The 23,052-nt window shown below is 39.4% G+C and carries 21 protein-coding genes; 12 read left to right on the forward strand and 9 right to left on the reverse strand.

The features are described 5' to 3' along the window. Positions 1 to 78 precede the first annotated feature (78 nt). The 5 genes from FK004_RS19670 to FK004_RS04795 all read right to left on the reverse strand — a co-directional run bounded on the left by FK004_RS19670 (position 79) and on the right by FK004_RS04795 (position 4,796). A complete protein-coding gene (locus FK004_RS19670) occupies positions 79 to 273 on the reverse strand; it encodes a transposase (RefSeq protein ID WP_157956032.1) in 195 nt (64 codons plus the stop codon). Next, positions 245 to 1,456, reverse strand: a complete 1,212-nt coding sequence (locus FK004_RS04780) for an IS256 family transposase (RefSeq protein WP_108735429.1) — start codon at positions 1,454 to 1,456, stop codon at positions 245 to 247. The genes FK004_RS19670 and FK004_RS04780 overlap by 29 nt, the downstream gene beginning before the upstream one ends. Positions 1,457 to 1,558: 102 nt before the next feature. After that, positions 1,559 to 3,007, reverse strand: a complete 1,449-nt coding sequence (locus tag FK004_RS04785; RefSeq protein WP_108736238.1) for an IS1182 family transposase — start codon at positions 3,005 to 3,007, stop codon at positions 1,559 to 1,561. A gap of 103 nt (positions 3,008 to 3,110) precedes the next feature. Continuing rightward, entirely contained in the window at positions 3,111 to 3,620 is a 510-nt protein-coding gene (locus tag FK004_RS04790) for an acyl-CoA thioesterase (RefSeq protein WP_108736239.1), read from the reverse strand. Positions 3,621 to 3,860: 240 nt separating this feature from the next. Further along, complete coding sequence (locus FK004_RS04795) at positions 3,861 to 4,796, reverse strand: HU domain-containing protein (protein ID WP_108736240.1); 936 nt, start codon at positions 4,794 to 4,796, stop codon at positions 3,861 to 3,863. A gap of 101 nt (positions 4,797 to 4,897) precedes the next feature. Here FK004_RS04795 and dprA point away from each other — a divergent pair, with 101 nt between their 5' ends. The 7 genes from dprA to FK004_RS04830 all read left to right on the forward strand — a co-directional run bounded on the left by dprA (position 4,898) and on the right by FK004_RS04830 (position 13,358). Next, a complete protein-coding gene (gene dprA / locus FK004_RS04800) occupies positions 4,898 to 6,001 on the forward strand; it encodes a DNA-processing protein DprA (protein WP_108736241.1) in 1,104 nt (367 codons plus the stop codon). An 87-nt stretch (positions 6,002 to 6,088) separates the two neighbouring features. Beyond that, the gene (gene trhO / locus FK004_RS04805) at positions 6,089 to 7,438 is read left to right on the forward strand and encodes an oxygen-dependent tRNA uridine(34) hydroxylase TrhO (protein ID WP_108736242.1); all 1,350 of its coding nucleotides are present in this window, start codon (positions 6,089 to 6,091) and stop codon (positions 7,436 to 7,438) included. A gap of 246 nt (positions 7,439 to 7,684) precedes the next feature. Then, positions 7,685 to 9,022 carry a PSP1 domain-containing protein gene (locus tag FK004_RS04810; protein ID WP_108736243.1) on the forward strand — a complete coding sequence of 446 codons (1,338 nt, stop codon included), beginning with the start codon at positions 7,685 to 7,687 and terminating at the stop codon, positions 9,020 to 9,022. Then, a complete protein-coding gene (locus FK004_RS04815) occupies positions 9,006 to 9,491 on the forward strand; it encodes a gliding motility lipoprotein GldH (RefSeq protein WP_108736244.1) in 486 nt (161 codons plus the stop codon). The genes FK004_RS04810 and FK004_RS04815 overlap by 17 nt, the downstream gene beginning before the upstream one ends. A gap of 6 nt (positions 9,492 to 9,497) precedes the next feature. Next, the gene (locus FK004_RS04820; RefSeq protein WP_108736245.1) at positions 9,498 to 11,795 is read left to right on the forward strand and encodes a penicillin-binding protein 1A; all 2,298 of its coding nucleotides are present in this window, start codon (positions 9,498 to 9,500) and stop codon (positions 11,793 to 11,795) included. 81 nt (positions 11,796 to 11,876) lie between these two features. Next, positions 11,877 to 12,578, forward strand: a complete 702-nt coding sequence (locus FK004_RS04825) for a CoA transferase subunit A (RefSeq protein WP_108736246.1) — start codon at positions 11,877 to 11,879, stop codon at positions 12,576 to 12,578. A 123-nt stretch (positions 12,579 to 12,701) separates the two neighbouring features. Next, entirely contained in the window at positions 12,702 to 13,358 is a 657-nt protein-coding gene (locus FK004_RS04830; RefSeq protein ID WP_108736247.1) for a CoA transferase subunit B, read from the forward strand. Positions 13,359 to 13,450: 92 nt separating this feature from the next. Here the strand turns inward: FK004_RS04830 and FK004_RS04835 are convergent, their stop codons facing one another. Then, positions 13,451 to 15,142, reverse strand: a complete 1,692-nt coding sequence (locus tag FK004_RS04835; protein ID WP_108738752.1) for an ABC transporter ATP-binding protein — start codon at positions 15,140 to 15,142, stop codon at positions 13,451 to 13,453. Between the two features lie 343 nt (positions 15,143 to 15,485). Here FK004_RS04835 and recA point away from each other — a divergent pair, with 343 nt between their 5' ends. The 4 genes from recA to FK004_RS04855 all read left to right on the forward strand — a co-directional run bounded on the left by recA (position 15,486) and on the right by FK004_RS04855 (position 19,147). Then, entirely contained in the window at positions 15,486 to 16,490 is a 1,005-nt protein-coding gene (recA, locus tag FK004_RS04840; RefSeq protein ID WP_108736248.1) for a recombinase RecA, read from the forward strand. A gap of 95 nt (positions 16,491 to 16,585) precedes the next feature. Beyond that, the gene (locus FK004_RS04845) at positions 16,586 to 17,035 is read left to right on the forward strand and encodes a membrane lipoprotein lipid attachment site-containing protein (RefSeq protein WP_108736249.1); all 450 of its coding nucleotides are present in this window, start codon (positions 16,586 to 16,588) and stop codon (positions 17,033 to 17,035) included. A gap of 13 nt (positions 17,036 to 17,048) precedes the next feature. Continuing rightward, positions 17,049 to 17,594: an RNA polymerase sigma factor gene (locus tag FK004_RS04850; RefSeq protein WP_108736250.1), complete on the forward strand. Its 546-nt coding sequence runs from the start codon at positions 17,049 to 17,051 to the stop codon at positions 17,592 to 17,594. Next, complete coding sequence (locus FK004_RS04855; protein ID WP_108736251.1) at positions 17,591 to 19,147, forward strand: porin family protein; 1,557 nt, start codon at positions 17,591 to 17,593, stop codon at positions 19,145 to 19,147. Before FK004_RS04850 ends, FK004_RS04855 begins: the two co-directional genes overlap by 4 nt. A gap of 86 nt (positions 19,148 to 19,233) precedes the next feature. Here the strand turns inward: FK004_RS04855 and FK004_RS04860 are convergent, their stop codons facing one another. Further along, positions 19,234 to 20,007 (reverse strand): lysophospholipid acyltransferase family protein, encoded by a 774-nt coding sequence (locus FK004_RS04860; protein WP_108736252.1) that lies wholly within the window; start codon positions 20,005 to 20,007, stop codon positions 19,234 to 19,236. 130 nt (positions 20,008 to 20,137) lie between these two features. Between FK004_RS04860 and trpS the strand changes: the two genes are divergently transcribed. Next, entirely contained in the window at positions 20,138 to 21,121 is a 984-nt protein-coding gene (gene trpS, locus FK004_RS04865; protein WP_108736253.1) for a tryptophan--tRNA ligase, read from the forward strand. 34 nt (positions 21,122 to 21,155) lie between these two features. Here trpS and FK004_RS04870 read toward each other — a convergent pair whose 3' ends face one another. Further along, positions 21,156 to 21,869 carry a 3'-5' exonuclease gene (locus FK004_RS04870; RefSeq protein ID WP_108736254.1) on the reverse strand — a complete coding sequence of 238 codons (714 nt, stop codon included), beginning with the start codon at positions 21,867 to 21,869 and terminating at the stop codon, positions 21,156 to 21,158. After that, entirely contained in the window at positions 21,853 to 23,013 is a 1,161-nt protein-coding gene (locus FK004_RS04875; protein ID WP_108736255.1) for a serine hydrolase domain-containing protein, read from the reverse strand. Before FK004_RS04875 ends, FK004_RS04870 begins: the two co-directional genes overlap by 17 nt. Positions 23,014 to 23,052: the final 39 nt, after the last annotated feature.

The raw sequence follows: 23,052 nt of genomic DNA on the forward strand, positions 1-23,052 counted from the left end.
AATTTTGAGACGGTTTTTTTATTTGATACAATTTTGGATTTTAACTATCTAGATTTTAACGGGAGTAAAAAATTGCCTTTATGCTGCAATTTTCTTTCTTAAGTTGTGACCTAAAGCCATTAATCCGAATTCTAATTCTACTTTTTGAAGTCCTTTTAAAGAAAACCGTCTAAAACCGTTATTATGCTTGAGTTGAGCGAATACAGGCTCTACGAGACTGGTCGAAATTTTGTGTAAACAGTTCTTAGTGTTTAATATTACACCTTTCTCCAAATATGACCAAGAACTGATTCATGATTAATCCCCAGCTTGGTATTGCATTTATCCAGCTTTTTTCACAATTTTGTATTGCTAAATAGACTGATTTCTTGACGCTTTTTTCATCTGGGAACTGCACTTTTGTTTTGGTATATTTTCTAATTCCCCTGTTTAAGTTTTCTATTGTATTTGTGGTGTACATTATTTTCCTGATTTCAGCAGGATAGGCCAAAAAAGGCATGAGATTTTCCCAATTCTTTTCCCAGGAGCAAACGGCATATTTATATTTTGCTTCCCAGTTTTTTTTAAATTCAGCCAGAGCTAAAACGGCTTCTTCCTGATTTATTGCAGTATATACTTCTTTCATTGCACTGCAAAATGCTTTTCTATCCTTAACTACTACAAACTTAAGGCTATTCCTTATTTGATGAACAATGCAAAGCTGGGATTCTGTATTTGGAAAAACACCTCTGATAGCTTTTGTAAATCCGGTAAGGTTATCTGTACAGGCAATGAGAATATCCTTTACTCCACGAGATTTTATGTCAGAGAGTACAGTCATCCAAAATGAAGCCGACTCTTCTTTATTTAGCCACATTCCTAATACTTCTTTCTTACCATCTGTTTTTAGTCCGATTACAATGTAAATTGCATGGTTTTCATATTTCCCATCTGTTCTTACTTTCATATGCACAGCATCCATCCAAACAATCAGATACTGTGGTTCTAAAGCCCTTTTAGTCCATAAATCAACATCAGCCAGTATTCTATCAGAGATGGTCGAAATCGTGGACTCACTTACTGATATCCCATAAACTTCTTTAACTTGTTCTACAATATCACTACGGGTCATTCCACGACTGTACATTCCTAAAATAGCATCTTCAATCTTTTCACTCATCGATTGGCCTTTTCCGATGACCTGAGGCTCGAATTCACCATTTCTATCCCGGGGAATAGCCAGGACCATATTGCCCAAAGTCTCTGATTTTATATTCTTTGAGAAAGAACCATTACGGCTATTGCCTGTATTGTATCCGTCAATATTATGCTTCTCATATCCCAGATGAGCATCCAATTCTCCCTGGAGTAGCTGTTCAATGCCTTGTTTATACAGGTCTTGAAAAAAAGTATGGAAGTCTTCTTTGTTTTTAAATTGCTTTGCAAAATCTTTGGGTAATTTACCATCTTCGATCATAATCCGCTCTTTTTAAATTATTTAAATGTAGTTCTTTTAAATTCTATACTTAATGATCTGTTGTTTTTTGGCTAAGCCTTAAAATCTCAAATCAAATTAAAATCAATTTCTACGTTTACACAATCTAACGACTACTCCCGGCTCTACATCGGCAGAGCGTTGCTTTCTTCTTTGTATTCCTATTTCACTTAGTAGTAATTCCCTTGCTTGTTGTTTATGTCTTTCAAGGTTGTGGTTTCGCTCGATGCTTCTGTTTCCCTGAGCTTTAAAACATTGACCTCGAAGTGAACAGCCTTCACAGTTTTTGGCCTGATAATGCGATAAGGTTTGGGTGTATCCTGTAGTTGTTGTTTTCTGGTTTTGATATGTTTTATGCATTTTTTGTCCCATTGGACATACATAATAGTCTTCTTCTGGATTGTAATAGAGATTTTCCTTGCTAAAAGCCTTGTGTTTCTTTTGGTAGTTTTGATCTTGTTCTTTTTCAAAAGTATTATACTTCACAAAAGCTTTGAGTTTCTTCTGTTTCAGATAATCGTAGTTTTCTTCACTTCCATAACCTGCGTCAGTAGTTATTTCTTTTATCTTTTTAAATACTTTTTTACCAAAGGTTTGTTCCAAATTTTCTAAATGAGGCTGGAGTGTTTTAGTATCGGTCGGATTTTGGTGGATGGTATAATGAACAATGATCTGATTTTGTGTAGATATTTGAGTATTATAAGCTGGTTTGAGCTGTCCGTTTAACATATGGTCTTCTTTCATGCGCATAAAAGTAGCCTGGGTGTCAGTTTTGCTGTAACTGTTTCTTTCTCCCAGAATAGCTTCTTGCTTTTCATACTTTTCAAGATTGGAAGTAAAATTATTTTTTATGTAGCGTAATTTAGCTTTTGCTTTAGAACTGGTCTTTTCATTACCAGAGAGTTTGGCATCTATTTTAGCTACAGTTTTCTCAATTACCTCTTTGCTGATTTCTTTGAACTCTGTTGGTTCCGGGTTGGGGTCATCTTCATTGTCGATACTTTGGGCATAGTTCCATAATTCTTCCAACTGGGTGAGCATTTTTGCTTTATTGGTTTTTATGCTCTTACCCCACACAAAAGTGTACCTGCCGGCCTGAGCTTCTATTTTTGTTCCGTCGGTATAAATTTGTTTTAGATTCACCAGTCCTTCTGAGGCCAACATCAAAACTACCTGCTTGAAGATTTCTTTAAAACTCTCTTTTAGTTTATCACTTCTAAATCTATTAATTGTATTATGATCAACAATAGTCATAGAAGTAAGCCACATAAAATTGATATTCTCACGAAGTGCAAGTTCTATCTTTCTCGAAGAATAGATATTAGTCATATAAGCATACAACATCACTTTGAGTAACATCTTTGGATGATATCCAGGATTACCTTCTTTACTGTACGCTTTTAAAAGAGGCTGGATATTAAGGGATTCCACAACTTGGTCAACTATTCGAACCGCATGTGTATGTGGAATTAAATCATCAAACGAATAAGGTAGAAGCATCGTTTGTTGTTGGTTATAATGTTTGAATCTCATATATAATCAGCTGTTTATCACTGATTAAATTTACAAAATTGCATATAAAAATACAAACTAAAAAAAAAGAAGCTGACTCAGTCTTGAGACAGCTTCTTTTTTACTATAAAAACAATGCTTTTAATTCAGTAGCATCGTGGGGATTCATTTTTCCGGCTAATACCAGGCTGAGTTGTTTTCGTCGTAATGCGGCATCAAAACGGATTTTTTCAATATCACTCTGTGGTTCAATAGGAGGGACTTCAGTAGGCCTTCCGGTTTCATCAACGGCAACGAAAGTATAAATGGCTTCATTTGCCTTGGCACGCCCACCAGATTCGCGGTCTTCTATCCAAACATCGATATAGACTTCCATAGAGCTACGGAAGCTTCTGGAAACTTTAGCTTCAATAGTGACAACACTTCCCAAAGGAATCGACCGGTTGAACGCTACATGGTTTACCGAAGCCGTTACTACAATTCTACGGGAATGTCTTCGGGCAGCAATACTGGCAGCACGATCCATACGGGCAAGTAATTCGCCTCCAAATAAATTATTCAAAGGATTGGTTTCACTGGGTAATACCAGGTCAGTATGTATCGTTAATGAATCGATCGGATATTTCGGTTTCATATTTTTTTTGGCAAAGATACAATGCAGCCTTAAATAATAGGATTTAAATGCAAAATTTCGGCAAAAATGGCGATTTATAAGAATAGTGAAAAGACGGATGCAGAAATATAGACATCTCTTAATTTCCAATTCAATTTAAAAAGAATTTAGCAGTAAGTTCGAATAGCCACCCACATGTGAAGCAATACAAACGTCGTTGAACCGCATAAAAAAACCTGAATTATTTCAGGTTTTACATTTTTATAATTCTTTGATCAAGAGCCAGGCTTCGTCGTTGACATGGCTATGGATTTGATTTAGGTTTTTTTGTGCTTCCTCATAGGTGGAATAACTTCCATATAAAACAGGATACAAACCGAATTTATTTTTTTCAAGCTTACGGGATTTATATCCTTTACGGCTCAATTGCTCATATTTCTTTTGAGCGTTAGATTCATCTCTAAAAGCACCGGCAACAATGTGATACGGTAATTTATCCTCTTTAAGGGTAAGTTTTACTGCAGGCATTGGTGTTTCGATAAAAAAGGTAGCTTCCTGGATTTTATCCTGTACTTGTTCCTGAACCGCTTGCTCTACCAATAGGGTTTGGGTATTTATTTGGTTCTGACGTAATTTTAATCCTCCAAAACCAGCAGCCAATAGTGTAAGTACAAATACCGCAGCATATTTAAGGTAGGACTGTGTAGCCCTTCTTTCCGGTGTAAAAGCAATAGGTGCTTTTTCTTCCAGTAATTGGATCTGTTCCTTATACACTTCACGTTTGATGGAAGGTGAAATAAAAGAACCGAGACCAAATGAATCCGTCAGGTAATTCGTTTCTTTTGAAGCGGTGAAAATAAGGTTATTTTCAAAATTCAATACAATCTCGCCAATATGCTTCAGGATCAAAGTTTCTTTTTTCTCCAAGATTTTTTTCCAGGAGGCCACTTCATTCTGAATACGAATAACCGCATCTTCATATGCTATTTTTTCGATCTGGGAAATATGGCTGGCCAATAAGCCGTCATTATTTTTCAGGTAGATATTAAAGGAAAGCGTCTTTTTGGGAGGATAGAAGGCATTCGTGCTCTCAGAAAGCGAGGCGGACTGAATTTCGGTTAGAAATGCACCAAAACCGGGAACCGTAACGCACTGATAACGATATAAAAGCTGTGAAATGTAATGTTCTGTCTTCATACAAACAAAGTTAAATATTAAGTGACGCGGTCAAAATTTTGTTTACAAATCTTATTAACAATTTGGATAAAAAATTATAACTTGAACGCCAAATAGTTACGATGAAGGAGACAGAATTGAGGTATGTACTCGCCTTGTTGAGGGTACAGGGAATAGGGGATATTTTTGCCAAAAAATTAATCCAGCATTGTGGTGGAGCGGAAGCCGTTTTTACTGCGGATGCTGCGATATTGCACAGGATAGACGGTATCGGGGAAATTGCCATCCAACGATTAAAGGCACCGGCCGTTTTAGAGAAAGCAGATGCGGAATTGGAGTATATCAGGAAGCATAATATCAAAGTCCTGTACTATCAGGACGATGACTATCCCGAACGCCTGAAACACTGTATTGATGGGCCAGTTTTATTATTTACCGCTGGCAAAATTTCCTTTCCAGAGCAAAAAATAATCAGTATTGTAGGAACAAGGCAGGTAACTCCCTACGGAACAGAATTCTGCAAAAAACTCATTGCCGACCTGGCGCCATTAAATCCGGTGATTGTTAGCGGATTTGCCTATGGAGTGGATATTGTAGCGCACCAGGCAGCAATGGAGCACCAGCTCCAGACCATAGGCGTCTTGGCCCATGGGCTGAATCAGACCTATCCGCCTGCACACCGTAAGTATTGTCCAAAAATGGAAGAAAACGGCGGTTTTGTCACGGAATTCTGGAGTTCCTCCAATCCTGATAAAGAGAATTTTGTGAAACGCAACCGTATTGTAGCTGGAATGTCCGAAGCAACTATTGTAATTGAATCTGCGGGAAAAGGCGGATCCCTTATCACTGCGGGAATGGCCAATGATTACAACAGGGATGTTTTTGCTGTTCCGGGAAGAGTAACTGACAAATACAGTCAGGGATGCAATAATCTGATAAAAACACAAAAAGCGAATGTGCTCACGGATGCCGCAGACTTGGTGTACATGCTGAACTGGGATTTGGCGGCTGAAAAGTGTAAACCGGTACAAAAACAACTTTTTGTGGCTTTGGAGGAAGAAGAAGAAAAAGTTTATCAGTACCTTAATTCCAAAGGGAAAGAGGTGATTGATCGCATTGCATTGGAATGCAACCTGCCCATTTATAAAGTAGCTTCGTTATTATTAAAAATGGAGCTCAAAGGTGTAATTCGCCCACTACCCGGTAAATTATTTGAGGCGGTATAGCCGTTTGGTAGTTACCATAAAAACACGTAATTTTGCGGTTCCAAAAATCTGCACGAGCAGATATTCTTAACTTAAAATGTTTATAGCATGCAACTGTATAACACCTTAAGCGCAGAAGAAAGATCCGTTATGATTGACGAAGCAGGAAAACAAAGGTTGACCCTGTCTTTCTACGCCTATGCGCAAATTCAAAATCCAGTACAATTTAGAAATGAGCTATTCATCGCCTGGAATCCGTTAGGGGTTTTAGGGCGGATTTATGTAGCGCACGAAGGAATCAATGCGCAATTGTCGCTGCCGGCAGATCATTTCTATGAGTTTAAAGATACCATCGAAGCCTATAGTTTTATGAAAGGCATACGCCTGAATATCGCTGTGGAGCAGGATGATCATTCCTTTTTAAAGCTTACTATAAAAGTAAGGGATAAAATTGTAGCTGACGGATTGAATGATGCTACTTTCGATGTGATGAACCGTGGAATACATTTGGGAGCCAATGATTTTAATAAAATGCTGGAAGATCCCAATACGATTGTAGTGGATATGAGAAATCATTACGAAAGTGAAATCGGTCATTTCCGTGATGCCATCACACCGGATGTTGATACGTTCCGCGAATCGTTGCCTATTATAGACGAGCAGTTAAAAGACCATAAAGAAGATAAAAACCTGTTGATGTATTGTACCGGAGGAATCCGTTGCGAAAAAGCAAGTGCGTATTTTAAGCACAAAGGGTTTCAGAATGTATACCAACTGGAAGGTGGGATTATCGAGTACACCCGACAGGTAAAAGAACAAAATCTGGAGAGTAAATTCATTGGTAAAAATTTCGTTTTTGACCACCGTTTGGGCGAAAGGATAACGGATGATGTCGTTTCTAAATGCCACCAGTGTGGTACTCCATGCGATAACCATACCAACTGTGCGAATGAAGGATGTCATTTGCTGTTTATTCAGTGTGACAATTGCAAGGCCGTGATGGAGAACTGTTGCTCGACAGAATGTCTTGATATTATCCATTTGCCACTTGAAGAACAGTTAAGCCTGAGAAGAGGCGTGAAAAATGGAAATAAAATTTTCAAAAAGGGAAAATCAGATGCTTTAAAGTTTAAAACGTCAACAGATTCCCATCATACAGATACCGTTGTAGTTCAGGCAAAAGCCCCAAAAGTTACCCGAAAGAAAAGCTATTTAGGAAAAGGGACACACTTTTTTCCTAAAGCCAGTATCGGGCAGTTTCAAATAGAATCGGGAATAATAGCCGTTGGCGACAAAATCCTGATCAGTGGCCCGACAACCGGAGAACAGGAAATGACAGTAACAGAGATGTTTGTAAATGACACTACTGCGCAAACAGCGACTGTCGGTGACAATTGTACCTTCCTGATTCCATTTCGCATACGGCTATCAGATAAACTGTATAAAATCATAGAATAATATTTTCTAACTCAAAAAGTAAACCCCGGTTAATAACCGGGGTTTTTTTATATAAGTTGTTTTTGAATCAAAATTTATCATTTTTAGGGGGTTGAAAAGACTGTAAGAGCAAGTGTGAGTGCGTGCTGTAGGGGTAACATAAACTTTGGGACAAATTTAAAGCTAAAAATACTATCTTTGTTCGCAAAACGTTTTTTATAAGAATCGAAGCTGTGTTGCGACACAGCCCAATATATAGTAAATAATATGGCATGTACAAGTTGTTCAACAAGCAGTGGCGGAGCGCCAAAAGGGTGCCAGAATAAAGGGACCTGTGGTACCGATAGCTGCAATAAATTGACTGTTTTTGACTGGCTTTCCAATATGAATCTTTCCAACGGAGAGGTTCCTTTTGATTGTGTTGAGATACGCTTTAAAAATGGAAGAAAAGAATTTTACAGGAATACAGAAAAACTCACGTTAAGTATTGGTGATATCGTAGCAACCGAGGCTTCACCAGGACATGATATCGGAATTGTAACCCTTACAGGAGAATTGGTAAAAATTCAAATGAAGAAAAAAGGGGTCAATCATACAAGTAATGAGATTGCTAAAATTTATAGAAAAGCATCACAAAAAGATATTGATATCTGGTCAGAAGCCAGGGCAAAAGAAGATCCGATGAAAGTCCGGGCACGGGAATTGGCGATCCAGTTAAAACTGGAGATGAAGATTTCTGATATAGAATTCCAGGGAGATGGCTCCAAAGCCACCTTTTACTATACGGCAAATGACCGTGTAGATTTCAGGCAGCTGATTAAAGATTTTGCCAGGGAATTCAGCACCAGGATTGAAATGAAGCAAGTTGGATTTCGTCAGGAAGCCGCCCGTTTGGGAGGTATTGGATCTTGTGGACGCGAACTTTGCTGCTCTACATGGTTGACTGATTTTAGGAGTGTCAACACTTCTGCAGCCCGATACCAACAACTGTCACTAAACCCACAGAAACTTGCGGGGCAGTGCGGTAAATTGAAATGCTGCCTTAATTATGAACTGGATACCTATATGGATGCCTTAAAGGAATTTCCAGACATGGACACGCAGCTGTTCACTGAAAAAGGAGATGCATTTTGCCAAAAGCTGGATATTTTCAAAGGCCTGATGTGGTTTGCTTATAAAAATAATATGGCCCAATGGCATGTTCTGAAAACGGAACAGGTTCGGGAGATCATGGCAGAAAATAAAGAGAAAAAGCGAGTATCTTCCCTGGAAGATTTTGCGCTCGAATTGACTCAGGAGCCGGAAAAAGACTTCAAAAATGCTATGGGGCAGGATAGCCTGACCCGTTTTGATGCGCCAAAAAATAAAAAGAAATCCAATAGCAGAAAGCGAAAACCAGCCAATGCAGCGGCTTCGGGAGATGCTGCTACGGGAGCACAAGTAATTAAAGCGAATCCGGCAGCACCGAAACAAAATGCAGCACCAAAACCCAATAATCCAGGGGCAAGACCCAATGCTGCTGCAAAACCGAATCCGAATAAAGGCGGGAACCGACCTCCGAATAAACCAAAAAACAACAATAATAGAAATGAGCCTAAAAAATAGTTTCGTACTACTTTTTACCGCAATGCTGCTTTTTTCTTGCGATAAGAAAAGGGTATTTGATGAATATATGTCGGTAGGCGATGCATGGAAAAAAGGAAGTATTATCCAGTTTAACATTCAGCAGGCAGACACGATAAAACCCTATAATCTCTTTGTTAACATAAGGGACAATAACAGCTATCCGTACAGCAATCTTTTTTTGATTGTTTCTATGGAGCAGCCGGGAGGGATAACACATGTCGATACGCTGGAATACCAAATGGCAAATCCTGATGGCAGTCTTTTAGGAAATGGTTTCTCCGATGTAAAAGAGAGTAAACTCTGGTATAAAGAAAAAATGCAATTCCCCAAAAAAGGAAAATATAAAGTACGCATCCAACAAGCGGTAAGGCAGACGGGTAAAGTAGCGGGCGAAAAAGCACTGAAGGGCATTACAGAAGTTGGATTTAGAATAGAATCAATAGAATAATCAGTTATGGCAACTCAAAAAAACAACACTAAAGAGGATTTTTCAAGATATGTAAAAAATTTCTGGAAGCTTTTCTGCGGAGTAATCGGATTCATATTATTATTTTTCCTTTTGGCTTCCTGGGGAGCTTTAGGAACTATGCCTTCATTTGAAGAATTGGAAAACCCGGCTTCCAATGTGGCTACGGAAGTTATTTCGTCTGATGGAGTAACATTAGGAAAATTTTACAGGCAAAACAGGACTCCGGTAAAATATGCTGACCTGCCGGATCATTTGGTAAAAGCCTTGATATCGACGGAGGATGAGCGTTTCTATGACCACTCCGGAATCGATGCACGCGGAACACTACGGGCCGTTTTTAGCTTGGGGACGAGTGGAGGTGCGAGTACGATAACACAACAGTTGGCAAAGAATCTTTTCCATGGAGAAGGATCGAAGAATATTGTGATGCGTGTGGTTCAGAAAGTAAAAGAATGGATCATTGCTATTCGTCTCGAAAGGCAATATACAAAAGAAGAAATTATAGCAATGTACCTGAATACGGTAGATTTTGTAAACCAGGCAGTAGGGATACGTTCAGCGTCTAAGATTTATTTCGGAAAAGAACCTAAGGACCTGACTATCGAAGAATCAGCAGTATTTGTAGGGATGCTTAAAAATCCATACTACCTGAATCCAAAGACATTTATGGACAAGTCATTGGCCAGAAGAAATGTCGTATTGTCACAAATGGTTAAAAGTGGCTTTTTGGAAGAAGCTAAAAAAGAGCAGTTGGCTAAAAAACCAATTAAACTTAACTTTCACCCGGAAAGTAATAACGAGGGATTGGCTACCTATTTTAGAGAGTACCTTCGCGATTTCCTGAAACAATGGACAAAAGACCATAAAAAAGAAGACGGTTCTGAATATGATATTTACAGGGATGGTCTGAAAATTTATACAACTATTGATTCCCGAATGCAGCGTTACGCAGAAGAAGCCGTTACAATGCACCTTTCAAACCTTCAGGAAGAATTTTTCATCCAGAATAAAAAGAATAAAACCGCACCATTCGTCAATCTTTCTATAGAAGAGACGAATAAGATTTTTAACCGGGCAATGCGCAATTCCGATCGGTGGTCGATAATGAAAGACCAGGGTAAAAGCGATGAGGAAATCACAAAGTCATTTAATGTAAAAACGAATATGACTGTTTTTACCTGGAAAGGAGAAAAGGATACTTTAATGACGCCTTTGGACTCTATCCGGTATTATAAACATTTCCTGCAAACAGGAGTTATGGCAATGGAACCACAAACCGGTCATGTGAAAGCTTGGGTTGGAGGGATTAATCATAAATATTTCAAATACGATCACGTGTATCAGGGTGCCCGTCAGGTAGGATCTACCTTCAAGCCATTCTTATATGCAACGGCTATTGAGCAATTGGGGATTTCACCTTGTGACAGTATTATCGATTCACCATTTACCATCCCTAAAGGGCGCCATAATGTTACGGAAAGCTGGACACCGAGAAACTCCAGCGGAACTTACCGTGGTATGGTTACCCTTAAAACAGCATTGGCAAATTCGATCAATACTGTTTCTGCGAAACTGATTGACAGGGTAGGGCCAAAAGCAGTAGTGGATATGACCCATAAATTGGGGGTAAGCGCCAAAATTCCGGAACAGCCTTCAATTGCTTTGGGAGCAGTAGAAATTACTGTGAGTGATATGGTAGCGGCTTACAGTACATTTGCCAATCAGGGCGTGTACATTAAACCGCAAATGATTATGCGTATAGAAGATAAAAAGGGACGGGTATTGTTCGAACCAACCCCGGAATCAAGAGATGTCCTGAGTAAAGACGTTTCCTATGCCGTAATCAAGTTATTGGAAGGGGTAACAGAATCCGGAACCGGAGCACGACTGAGAACGGGTGGCTATGGTGGTACCGGATACAACAGGGTTACCGGACATCCTTATGCGTTCCGTAATCCGATTGCCGGAAAATCCGGAACTACACAAAATCAATCCGATGGTTGGTTTGTTGGAATGGTACCGAATTTAGCTACCGGTGTTTGGGTAGGAAATGAAGATCGTTCGGCACACTTTAAAAGTATCATCTATGGACAGGGTGCAACAATGGCGCTTCCAATTTGGGCTATCTTTATGAAAAAATGTTATGAAGACCCTACACTGGAAGTTTCAAAAGGACAGTTTGAAAGACCGGCCAACTTACAAATAAAAGTAGATTGCTGGAAAGCTGCTGTAAAAGATACCGTTAGTACAGATCAGGAAAATATCGATGAATTTGATTTTTAATTAAATTTACTATAATTATAAAAAAACGCCCAATCAGGGCGTTTTTTTATATATTTATACTCCAAATTAAACTTATATTATATGATTAATAAAAAAGTAAAGAATGTACAGGAAGCTTTACGCGATATAAAGGATGAAGTTACAATAATGCTGGGCGGATTTGGCCTTTGCGGTATACCGGAAAACAGCATTGATGAATTGGTTAAAAAGGAGGTTACAGGCCTTACCTGTATTTCAAATAATGCCGGGGTAGGTGATTTCGGACTTGGATTTTTATTGAAAAAGAAACAGATAAAAAAAATGATTTCTTCCTATGTAGGAGAGAACGCTGAATTTGAGCGTCAGATGCTAAGCGGTGAGCTGGATGTGGAACTTACGCCACAAGGAACACTGGCTGAAAAATGTCGTGCAGCACAGGCTGGAATCCCAGCTTTTTATACACCGGCAGGCTATGGTACTGAAGTAGCCGAAGGAAAGGAAGCCCGTGAATTCAATGGGAAGATGCACATTATGGAAGAAGCGTATAAAGCAGATTTTGCGATTGTAAAAGCCTGGAAAGGGGATGAAGCGGGGAACCTGATTTTTAAAGGGACTGCCCGGAATTTCAATTCATGTATGGCAGGTGCCGCAAAAATAACGATTGCTGAAGTAGAAGAATTAGTACCTGCAGGAACACTTGATCCCAATCAGATCCACATCCCGGGAATTTTTGTACAACGAATCTTTCAGGGGGAACGCTATGAAAAAAGAATCGAGCAACGCACCGTTAGAAGTCGGGAGTAATGTAAGGATAAAGGGGCGATTTGAGAAAATCCGATCTTGAAAAATCAATACTAAAATTTATACTTGAAGGTTCTTGAAAACTTGCAAAAGAGCGTGAACCATCAAATTTCAACTCATCAGATTATGTTAGATAAAACAGGAATAGCAAAAAGAATAGCACAAGAATTACAAGATGGTTTTTTCGTGAACCTTGGTATCGGAATACCGACATTAGTAGCAAATTATATCCCGGAAGGCATAGCAGTAGAATTTCAAAGTGAAAACGGAGTCCTGGGTATGGGGCCATTTCCATTTGAAGGAGATGAAGATGCCGACCTGATCAATGCCGGAAAGCAGACGATTACTACACTGCCGGGCGCCTCTTTTTTTGATTCAGCAATGAGTTTTGGAATGATCCGTGGGCAGCATGTAGACCTGACTATCCTGGGGGCAATGGAAGTATCTGAAAATGGCGATATTGCCAACTGGAAAATTCCGGGTAAAATGGTAAAAGGGATGGGAGGCGCAATGGATCTTGTCGCTTCCGCAGAGAATATTATTGTGGCGATGATGCACGTCAACAAAGCCGGAGAATCTAAAATTTTGAAACGATGTACTCTTCCATTAACAGGTGTAGGTTGTGTGAAAAAAATTGTAACGGAGTTGGCCGTGCTGGAAGTTACACCAAAAGGATTTAAGCTATTGGAACGTGCTCCGGGAGTGACCACTGAACATATTATAGCATCAACAGAAGCAGAATTAATTATTGAAGGTGAAATCCCTGAAATGAAAATTCAATAGTATAAAGCATTTGATTGTATTAGGCCGTTTCACAACTGTGGAACGGCCTTTTTTAGTTTTTGCAATTTATTTCGAGGCGCTGAGAAGGCTGCTTATTTTCCTTTTGGAATCGCCGCAATCAGTTTTTGCGTATAGGCCGTTTGGGGATGTGCATAGAGGGTATCGGCGTCGGCCAGTTCTTCAATTTTTCCTTTATTCATCACCAGAACCTGGTCGGACATGTATTTGACAACTGCCAGATCATGTGAAATAAATATATAAGTAAAACCAAAATTTTCTTTGAGCTCATTTAGGAGGTTTAGCACCTGTGCCTGAACCGATATGTCCAGGGCGGAAACAGATTCATCACAGACGATCAGCTTGGGTTGTAGTGCAATTGTTCGGGCAATTCCGATACGTTTCCTTTGGCCACCTGAAAATTCATGCGGATACCGGTCAAAATGTTCGGCACCTAAACCTACACGTTCCAGTATTGCTATTGTTTTAGCTTTGCGTTCAGCATCATTTTTATATAATTTATGAACCTGCATGGGCTCCATAATTGCCCTTCCTACCGGAATGCGGGGATTCAGGGAAGAAAAAGGATCCTGAAAGATAATCTGGATTTCCTTTCTCAGTTTGATAATTTCTTTGGGGCGCAACGTGGTAATGTCCTTCCCATGGTATAAAATTTTTCCCGAACTGGCTTTATCCAGTTGTAGGATGGCATTGCCTAAAGTTGATTTTCCACAGCCCGATTCCCCTACTAAGCCCATTGTTTCGCCTTCATATACAGAAAAACTGACATCGTCTACAGCCCTGAAAACCGTTTTCCGGCCTAAAAGTCCTGTGTTGGTAATGTATTCTTTTGCCACGTTGATTACTTCGAGCAATGGTTTTTTACTATAGATTTTTTCCTGGGCGATTGCGCGTGCTTCGGCAGTTACAACCTCTTCCTGAATAGTATGGTTCATGAAATCCTGGATAGTCGGAAGCCGTTTCATCCGTACGTCCAGGGAAGGGCGTGAACTGATGAGAGCTTGAGTATACAGGTGTTCCGGATGGTGAAATACCTGTTCCGTTGCTCCTTGTTCTACAATCTCTCCTTTGTACATGACCAATACCCGCTGTGCGATTTCCGATACCAACGCCAGGTCATGGGAGATAAAAAGGATGCTCATTCCGGTTTCCTGCTGAAGTTCTTTCAATAGTTGGATAATCTCTTTCTGTACAGTAACATCAAGGGCAGTTGTGGGCTCATCGGCAATTAATACTTTGGGCTTGCACGCAATAGCCATTGCGATCATCACCCGTTGTTTTTGGCCTCCGGAAATTTCATGCGGGTAGCTGTTGAATATTTTCTCCGGATGGGGAAGTTTTACTTTTTCAAATAATGACAAAACCGCGGCTTTTGATGCTTTTGCCGATAAATCCGTATGCTGGAAAAGCATTTCCTGGACCTGAAAGCCACAGCGCAATGAGGGATTCAGGGAACTCATAGGTTCCTGGAAAATCATGGCAATTTCACGGCCGCGAATCCCCCGCATTGCTTTAGGGGACAATTGCGCGATATCGGTACCATTATATAAAATTTTGCCCTGAGTGATTTTTGAAATTTTTGGAGGAAGCAATCCCATGATAGCAAGGGAAGAAACCGACTTACCCGAACCCGATTCGCCAACGATGCCCAGAATTTCATTAGCGTTTAAAAAGTAACTGATGTTTTTTATAACAGGGCGCAGGGTTCCCTCATTACGGAAGGAAATTTCCAGGTTCTGGAGGACTAATAATCGTTCTTGAATCATAGCAATAAATATAAATAAAAAAGCAGGATGTGCAAGAGTTGAACTGGGCAATTATTTTTTGTTCATTCGGATCGTGTTTCTTAAAAAAGGAGCCGGTGAGCTGATGAATTCCAGATGGGATATATCGTAAATTATTGGGTGATTCCCATCTGGATCGTCTGTAACGCTTTGAAAAAGAATTTCATTGGCAATAAAAGCTTATATTTATGCTATAGACTAATAGGAAACACATTTCGCTTTTTTTGTTTTTCCAACAGTCGGGTGGTCTCCGTTTTTTTCTATTGTAGCATCAAAAAAAAGCACTAATTTTACGAAAAATAAAGTATTTAAACAGCAAGAAAATATGAGTTCAGAAAAAGAAGCTAAATTAAAAGCGTTACAGTTAACCCTTGATAAATTAGACAAAACCTACGGAAAAGGAACAGTAATGAAGTTGGGCGACAAAGCTATTGTTGAAGTAGATTCTATTTCTTCAGGTTCTTTGGGACTAGACTTGGCATTAGGAGTAAATGGATATCCGAGAGGAAGAATAATAGAAATTTATGGACCGGAATCTTCTGGTAAAACTACACTGACATTACATGCTATCGCAGAAGCGCAAAAAGCTGGTGGAATCGCTGCTTTCATTGATGCAGAACATGCTTTTGACAGGGCATATGCTGAAAAATTAGGAGTAGATGTAGAAAATCTTATCATTTCACAACCCGATAATGGGGAGCAGGCTTTGGAAATTGCAGAGAACCTGATCCGTTCAGGAGCAATTGATATTGTGGTAATTGACTCCGTTGCTGCATTAACACCAAAAAGTGAGATCGAAGGCGAAATGGGAGATTCTAAAATGGGTCTTCATGCGCGATTGATGTCTCAGGCGCTTCGTAAACTGACCGGAACAATCAGTAAAACAAATTGTACTGTATTTTTTATAAACCAATTACGGGAGAAAATTGGTGTGATGTTCGGTAATCCGGAGACTACTACCGGTGGTAATGCACTGAAGTTTTACGCTTCTGTACGTTTGGACATCCGAAGATCTTCACAGATTAAGGATGGAGATAATGTAATTGGTAACAGAACGAAAGTAAAAGTGATCAAGAATAAAGTAGCACCACCTTTTAAAACGGCGGAATTTGATATTATGTATGGTGAAGGGGTTTCCAAAGTTGGAGAAGTACTGGATCTTGCAGTAGAATTTGAAGTTGTAAAGAAGAGCGGTTCTTGGTTCAGCTATGGCGAGACCAAATTAGGCCAGGGAAGAGATGCTGTTAAAGCATTGATCAAAGATAACCCGGAACTAATGGATGAATTAGAGCTAAAAATTAAGGCGCTGATTAAAGATAAAGAAGCATAATAGTTTTAAAACCCGATTTATTCGGGTTTTTTTATGTCCTGACGCAACCTTTGAAAAAGTATAGCATCTACTAATAAAATATAAAAATTGTTACAATGAAAAAAGTTATCGCTATTTTGGTTTTAATGTTTGCACTTACTGCATGTTCACTTGGTGACGACAATAGTAATGGATTTTCTGTTGCTTTATTACCTGTAGAAACAGTACAAATCCCGGAGAGTTTTCAATATGGAAATACATATCTTATAAAAATGACTTATAAAAGGCCTACAACCTGTCATTCTTACAGTGGCATTTATTTCACAAGCAAGGATACCGTACGAACTGTGGCGATACAGAATTTGGTTGAAAACCGTTCCGACTGTCAGGCAATTGAAATTGGTGTGCCTCAGGAAGCCTCTTTTAATTTTAAAGTATTAGAAATAGAAGGAAAGTCGTATAAATTCCGTTTTTATAAAGGAATAGGAGAAAATGGACAGGATTTGTTCGAAGAAATAATAGTGCCGGTAGTAGCTCCAACAAATGTTGTAGGATCATCAAATTAAGATAAAAAAACAGATGAGTCTAGACCAGCTCATATATGATTGCCAAAAAAATGATGCTAAAGCACAGGAACAAATTTACAGGCTGTTTTCGGCCAAGTTGTTCACAGTGTGCCTGAAGTATTCGCGAAACTATGCAGAAGCGGAAGATAATCTTCAGGATGGGTTTATAATTATTTTTAAGAAAATCACCCAGTATAATTTTAAAGGGTCTTTTGAAGGGTGGTCCAAAAGGATAATGGTTAATAATGTATTGCAGCAATATCGTGGCGCCGGTGTTTTTGAACTGGTGAATGAAGATATTGTAGATGAAAATATAGTTGAAATTGATGATGAGGATATCTCCTTGGATTATCTATTACGAATAATACAGGAATTGCCGGACCGATACCGATTGGTTTTTAATTTATATGTAATGGACGGCTATTCACATAAGGAAATAGCAGAAATGCTGCATATTACAACAGGAACATCAAAGTCGAACCTGGCACGGGCAAGGATGATTCTGAAAGAGAAGATAGAGACGTATAAGGCAAAAGATCAATTACCCTCAGCGAAATGAGCGAAAGAAAAAATATAGACCGATTGTTTCAGGAAAAATTTAAAGATTTTGAAACAGAGCCTTCCGATAAAGTTTGGGAAAAGATTGCGGCTGAGCTTCAGGAAAAGAAGCAGAGGAAAGTGATCCCGATATGGTATAAGGTGGCTGGTGTTGCTGCCGTATTACTATTTGGATTTGTAATCACCGATGGTGTCATCAGCTATAAAAGCAATGAAATACAAGTCGTAAATGGAACAGGAATAGGTCCTGATAAGAAGGAAACCCAACCTAAAATCGATCCGAATCAGGAAATACATTTTGAACAGCATGCGGTTACGGAGACTGCAACAGGAGAGACACAAAAAGAAAGTACAGAAGAAAAAAGGACTGCAACAACGGGTTCTTATGTGATGCATCAAGGGGGACAATCGAATAGCGTGCAAAAGAAAGGCAGGAATACAGTTGGTGATGGCAAGAGTTCTCAAAGTCAAATTTTTGAAGCTGTGGCCGGTACTTCGGAACCTGCTCGTTTTGGAAACTCCAAAGCGGGTAGTTTTACAGATCCTAAAAATAATGTAGCCGTAGAATCGGGTTGGCAGAAAAACCAAAGCAGGAAAAAAAGCACGTTATTTTCAGAGAAAAATCTTTTAAAATCAGATGACCCTTCCTCAAATTATAGGAATGTCAATCGTTTTAATGAAGCAGCATCCGGAAGTTATTCCAAAAATTATAATCTGGCCTCCAGGGAAATGGGCAGTAAGACAGCCAGTAAAAAGGATAGTGCTACTGTTGGAATAGTGACGAATCCTTTAGAATTATTATTAAAGGAAAAAGAAAATACAGAAAAAGGAGCAAAAGTATTGGCAGAAGCCAAACCTGAGAAATGGCAGGTACGACCGAATGTAGCTCCGGTATATATGAACTCAGCTTCGAAAGGATCGCCTATTGATGCAGAATTCAGTGATAATTCAAAAAGCTATGAGTCGACAATGAGTTATGGTATTGGTGTAGATTATGCGATCAATAAAAAGCTGACCGTTCGAACAGGAATCAATCAGGTGGCGATGGGATACAATACAAATGATATTGTCTATTATGCAGACTTTTCCGGGAATGGAATGAAAAACCTGAACCTGAATGTGGACAATTCAAAAATAGTAGTGACCAATCAAATTGCTTCCGATCCGGAACTGTTTTCGACTAAGGAAACCTCAAATGGGTATCTGAATCAAAAAATGGGCTATTTGGAAGTTCCTATGGAAATTTCATACAAACTCGTCGACCGGAAATTTGCGGTGGAGCTCATCGGGGGGATGAGTACATTATTCCTGAATGATAATAAAGTGTCTTTATACTCAGAAGGGCGCAATGCCAATCTAGGAGAGGCGAATAACCTGAATACCGTGCATTTTAGTACCAATGTGGGTCTCGGGTTCAAATACAGTTTCCTGAAATCATTTGAAGCCAGCTTCGAACCGATGCTGAAATATCAATTGAACACATTTAGTGAGAGTTCAGGAAATTTCAAACCCTATTTTATAGGGCTTTACACTGGAGTTAGTTTTGGGTTTTAGAATAGTTTTATATGTTTTGTTAAGTTTGTTGTTACATCTTTGTAATAGCGAAAAAGCGCCCTGGTTAGGCGCTTTTTTTTATGGAATTAAGTGGTGAGCTTGTTTGCTTTGGCTACAGGTTCGTATTGTTCCTCTAAGAGTTCTTTATAGATTGCCATACGGGTGGTATCGCGTATGGCTTTACGGTTGTCCAGAGTAAAACCTTCAGTAGTTACAAAAGGCAGTATCTTTGCCCTCATAATACCCGGGCTTCCACTAAAAAACCGATAGGAGAATCTTTTTTTATTATCATAAAATACTAAGGGTACAATTGGGATCTGGTGTTCCAATGCCAGCCGGAAAGCCCCATCTTTGAAAGCATCCAGTATAATGGTCTGGTCATCCGGGACACCACCTTCGGGAAAAATACAGATACTGAGTCCCTGGCTAAGCCTTTTTTGTGCGCGTTCAAAAACATCAAACCTGCTTTTAGAACTGTTGCGGTCTACAAGGATACAGGTGCGTTTGTAAAAGAATCCAAACAATGGAATTTTTACGAGTTCCATTTTACCAACAAATACAAAGGGATTTTTGACCACACATAGCATGAGCATAATATCCATCATAGAAGTATGATTGGCAACAAACATATAACTTTTGTTTTTTTCAGGCTGCTGTAATTTTGTCAGCGTATAGTAAAAACCCATTCCATACAGGATAACCTTTGCCCAGATACGGGCCATTCTAAAAAAGTAAGGATACCAGCTCTCTTTGAGTATAGAGATAAAGAGGAATGGAAACATAATCAGAATGGGAACGCCTAAAAGAATATAGAACCAGATACGCCAGACTGACCAAAAAATAATCTTGAGTATTCTCATTTGTTTTTATTTAAGAAATAATAGATTTCAGGATAGCAGAAAGCATTTTATTTCACTCCCAAAAGTAAGGAATTGAACGGAATTTTTTCCCAAAAGCATTAACTTTGCAGAAATTACTACAAAATATACAATGGCAACAATTCTAACAGGCGTACAAAGTACCGGAACACCACATTTAGGAAATCTTTTGGGAGCGATTATTCCGGCTATTGAAATGGCTAATAAACCCGAAAACACTTCTTTTCTGTTCATTGCTGATTTACATTCGGTAACACAGATTAAAAATGGAGAAATTTTAAAAAACAATACCTACAGTACTGCAGCTACCTGGCTGGCTTGTGGGGTTGATGTGGACAAAGTTACTTTTTACCGCCAATCGGATGTTGCACAAACGGCTGAATTATCCTGGTACCTGAGTTGTTTCTTCCCCTTTCAGCGCCTGACACTGGCACACTCTTTCAAAGACAAGGCGGACCGGTTGGATGATGTCAATGCAGGACTCTTTACCTATCCGATGTTAATGGCAGCAGACATATTGCTATATGATGCTGATTTCGTTCCGGTTGGGAAAGACCAGTTACAGCATATTGAGATTACACGGGACGTAGCCTCACGGTTTAACCATCAAATGGGGGAAACCTTTGTGCTTCCGGAATCATACATACAGGAAGATACCAAATATGTGCCGGGGACAAATGGAGGAAAGATGAGTAAATCTGCCGGAAATATCATTAATATTTTCCTGGAAGATAAAGCCTTGCGCAAGCAGGTGATGTCTATAGAAACAGATAGTACGCCATTGGAAGAGCCCAAAGATACCACAACCTGTAAAATCTTTGCCATCTATAAACTGCTGGCTACTGATGCACAGTTGGAGGAAATGACAGAAAAATATAAAAATGTTAACCGCGATTTCGGTTACGGACATGCCAAGCAAGCGCTTTTTGAATTGATTACAGCGAAGTTTGCTGTGGAAAGGGAAAAGTACAACTACTATATGAGTAACTTGCCTGAAATTGATAAAGCTTTGGAAATAGGGGCAGCGAAAGCGGCAACGGTTGCCAACGATGTTCTGAATAGAGTACGGGAAAAATTAGGATATACTGTAAAATAATCAAAAAGCCTGTTTCAAACGAAACAGGCTTTTTTTAGATATGTATTATTTCTTCGGGAATCAATAAATCCTGCCGCTTTAAACGCAATAGTATCTGTGCTACCGCAATAGTATCTTTTTCACAGTAGATAATGATCCGGTCGATGTCTTTTTCGAGATAATAGGTATGCGCCACTTCACTGCCATCAATATCATCTTTTGGAGATGGAATACCCAAGACATTTGTTAAGAGTTTTAAAGAGGTGTAATGTTTATAGTCACCAAATTTCCAGAGTTCCAGAGTATCCAGATGGGGCACTTCCCACGGTTTTTTGCCAAACAGATTCAACTTGTTTGGTATAGCCACCTGGTTGATGATCATCCGCCGGGCAATATAGGGAAAATCAAATTCTTTGGCATTATGACCACACAATACATGTTGTGGTTGGTTGAAATGCGTCTCTAAAAGGTTGGAGAAATCAACCAGTATTTTACGTTCTTCACCATAAAAAGAAGTGACACGGAAATTACGAATATCACCTTTGATGATAAAATACCCGACGGAAATACAGATGATCTTTCCAAATTCTGCCCAAATTCCTGCCCGTTCATAAAATTCTTCGGGAGTGTATTCTTCCTTACGCTGGTATTGTGTTTTTAAATCAAATAGTTTTTGTTTAACCGCTGTTAAGGCATTAAAATCAGCCTCCTCCGGAACGGTTTCAATATCAAGGAACAGGATATTTTCCAGTCTAATTTTGTCCAGCATTACCTATCATTTTATACGTTTCATCAATATATTCATAAAAGTCATCGCTATGCGGTCTTGTAGTAGATTGATTTCCTTTCAGGTGTCCTAACCGGACGATTATCAGTTCGTCTTCCGGGATAACAATTACAAACTGGCCCAAATGGCCACGCATGTAATAAATGGTTTTGTTACGGTAGTCGCTGAGCCACCAGCCGTAGCCATATTCCGGGGCATCGGCAAATCGTGGTGTGATGGATTTTGCAATAAAAGTACTGTCCAGGATTTGCTGGCCATTCCATTTGCCATGCTGTCTGTATAATTTACCAAAACGGGCAAAATCCCTTGCATTACTGGCAATACAGCAATAGGCTTTTTCAATTCCTCCCGGATCATCAATTTGCCAAAGCGCATCATTTTCAGCTCCCATGGGTTTCCAGAAATTATCTGATACATAATCCGAAAGGTATTTCCCGGTAGCTTTTTCAATAACCATAGCCAGCAATTCAGTATTACCGCTGAGGTATTTGAATTTTTTACCCGGTTCCTCAATTACTTTAAGTCCTAAAATAAGTTCCTTCAGGTTATTGTCAAAATAGGCCCGTGTTACAATAGAAAAAGGGCTGTAATATTTTTCATCCCAGCTCAGTCCCGAAGCCATAGAAGACAGATCTCCCACAGTCATTTCCGCGGCCATACCCTGGCTGAATTCCGGAAAGAAATCGGAAACTGGCTGATCCAGGCTCTTTATTTTTCCTTCCATCAGGGCCTTACCCATTGCCGCAGAAACGACACTCTTTGCCATTGAGAAAGAATTGGATTTGGAATCTTTATCAAAACCATCAAAATAGCTTTCATGCCAAATGCTATCATTTTTGATGATCAGGAATGCAACAGAGCGTAATTCCTTATGCATGGAGAGCAGTTTCTCAGTCGCCGGAACTTTATTATAATCAGGGTGAATGGCCCAGGGCTGTCCTGTCCCTTTGTGTATTGTGCGGTTGGGGAATTCTTTATAGTCTTCCAGGTAAGCCGTAGTCTCGCCTTTAAAGTAAACGGTCCTCACCGCCCGGATCAGATATTCGACATTAAAAATGTACATCAGTATAATGATCAGGGCAAAAATGCCAACGAACCAAATCAGGAATTTTTTCAGGAATCTCATGTTTTTTATAATTTGTGCTACACTTACAGGTACATTAAA

The organism is Flavobacterium kingsejongi, assembly GCF_003076475.1.
Classification (GTDB): Bacteria; Bacteroidota; Bacteroidia; order Flavobacteriales; family Flavobacteriaceae; genus Flavobacterium; species Flavobacterium kingsejongi.

Bases quoted from the DNA above. Each gene is read 5' to 3' on its own strand.
- FK004_RS04780 (WP_108735429.1), bottom strand. From the start codon at position 1,456: ATGATCGAAGATGGTAAATTACCCAAAGATTTTGCAAAGCAATTTAAA.
- FK004_RS04785 (WP_108736238.1), bottom strand. From the start codon at position 3,007: ATGAGATTCAAACATTATAACCAACAACAAACGATGCTTCTACCTTAT.
- FK004_RS04790 (WP_108736239.1), bottom strand. From the start codon at position 3,620: ATGAAACCGAAATATCCGATCGATTCATTAACGATACATACTGACCTG.
- FK004_RS04795 (WP_108736240.1), bottom strand. From the start codon at position 4,796: ATGAAGACAGAACATTACATTTCACAGCTTTTATATCGTTATCAGTGC.
- dprA (WP_108736241.1), top strand. From the start codon at position 4,898: ATGAAGGAGACAGAATTGAGGTATGTACTCGCCTTGTTGAGGGTACAG.
- trhO (WP_108736242.1), top strand. From the start codon at position 6,089: ATGCAACTGTATAACACCTTAAGCGCAGAAGAAAGATCCGTTATGATT.
- FK004_RS04810 (WP_108736243.1), top strand. From the start codon at position 7,685: ATGGCATGTACAAGTTGTTCAACAAGCAGTGGCGGAGCGCCAAAAGGG.
- FK004_RS04815 (WP_108736244.1), top strand. From the start codon at position 9,006: ATGAGCCTAAAAAATAGTTTCGTACTACTTTTTACCGCAATGCTGCTT.
- FK004_RS04820 (WP_108736245.1), top strand. From the start codon at position 9,498: ATGGCAACTCAAAAAAACAACACTAAAGAGGATTTTTCAAGATATGTA.
- FK004_RS04825 (WP_108736246.1), top strand. From the start codon at position 11,877: ATGATTAATAAAAAAGTAAAGAATGTACAGGAAGCTTTACGCGATATA.
- FK004_RS04830 (WP_108736247.1), top strand. From the start codon at position 12,702: ATGTTAGATAAAACAGGAATAGCAAAAAGAATAGCACAAGAATTACAA.
- FK004_RS04835 (WP_108738752.1), bottom strand. From the start codon at position 15,142: ATGATTCAAGAACGATTATTAGTCCTCCAGAACCTGGAAATTTCCTTC.
- recA (WP_108736248.1), top strand. From the start codon at position 15,486: ATGAGTTCAGAAAAAGAAGCTAAATTAAAAGCGTTACAGTTAACCCTT.
- FK004_RS04845 (WP_108736249.1), top strand. From the start codon at position 16,586: ATGAAAAAAGTTATCGCTATTTTGGTTTTAATGTTTGCACTTACTGCA.
- FK004_RS04850 (WP_108736250.1), top strand. From the start codon at position 17,049: ATGAGTCTAGACCAGCTCATATATGATTGCCAAAAAAATGATGCTAAA.
- FK004_RS04855 (WP_108736251.1), top strand. From the start codon at position 17,591: ATGAGCGAAAGAAAAAATATAGACCGATTGTTTCAGGAAAAATTTAAA.
- FK004_RS04860 (WP_108736252.1), bottom strand. From the start codon at position 20,007: ATGAGAATACTCAAGATTATTTTTTGGTCAGTCTGGCGTATCTGGTTC.
- trpS (WP_108736253.1), top strand. From the start codon at position 20,138: ATGGCAACAATTCTAACAGGCGTACAAAGTACCGGAACACCACATTTA.
- FK004_RS04870 (WP_108736254.1), bottom strand. From the start codon at position 21,869: ATGCTGGACAAAATTAGACTGGAAAATATCCTGTTCCTTGATATTGAA.
- FK004_RS04875 (WP_108736255.1), bottom strand. From the start codon at position 23,013: ATGAGATTCCTGAAAAAATTCCTGATTTGGTTCGTTGGCATTTTTGCC.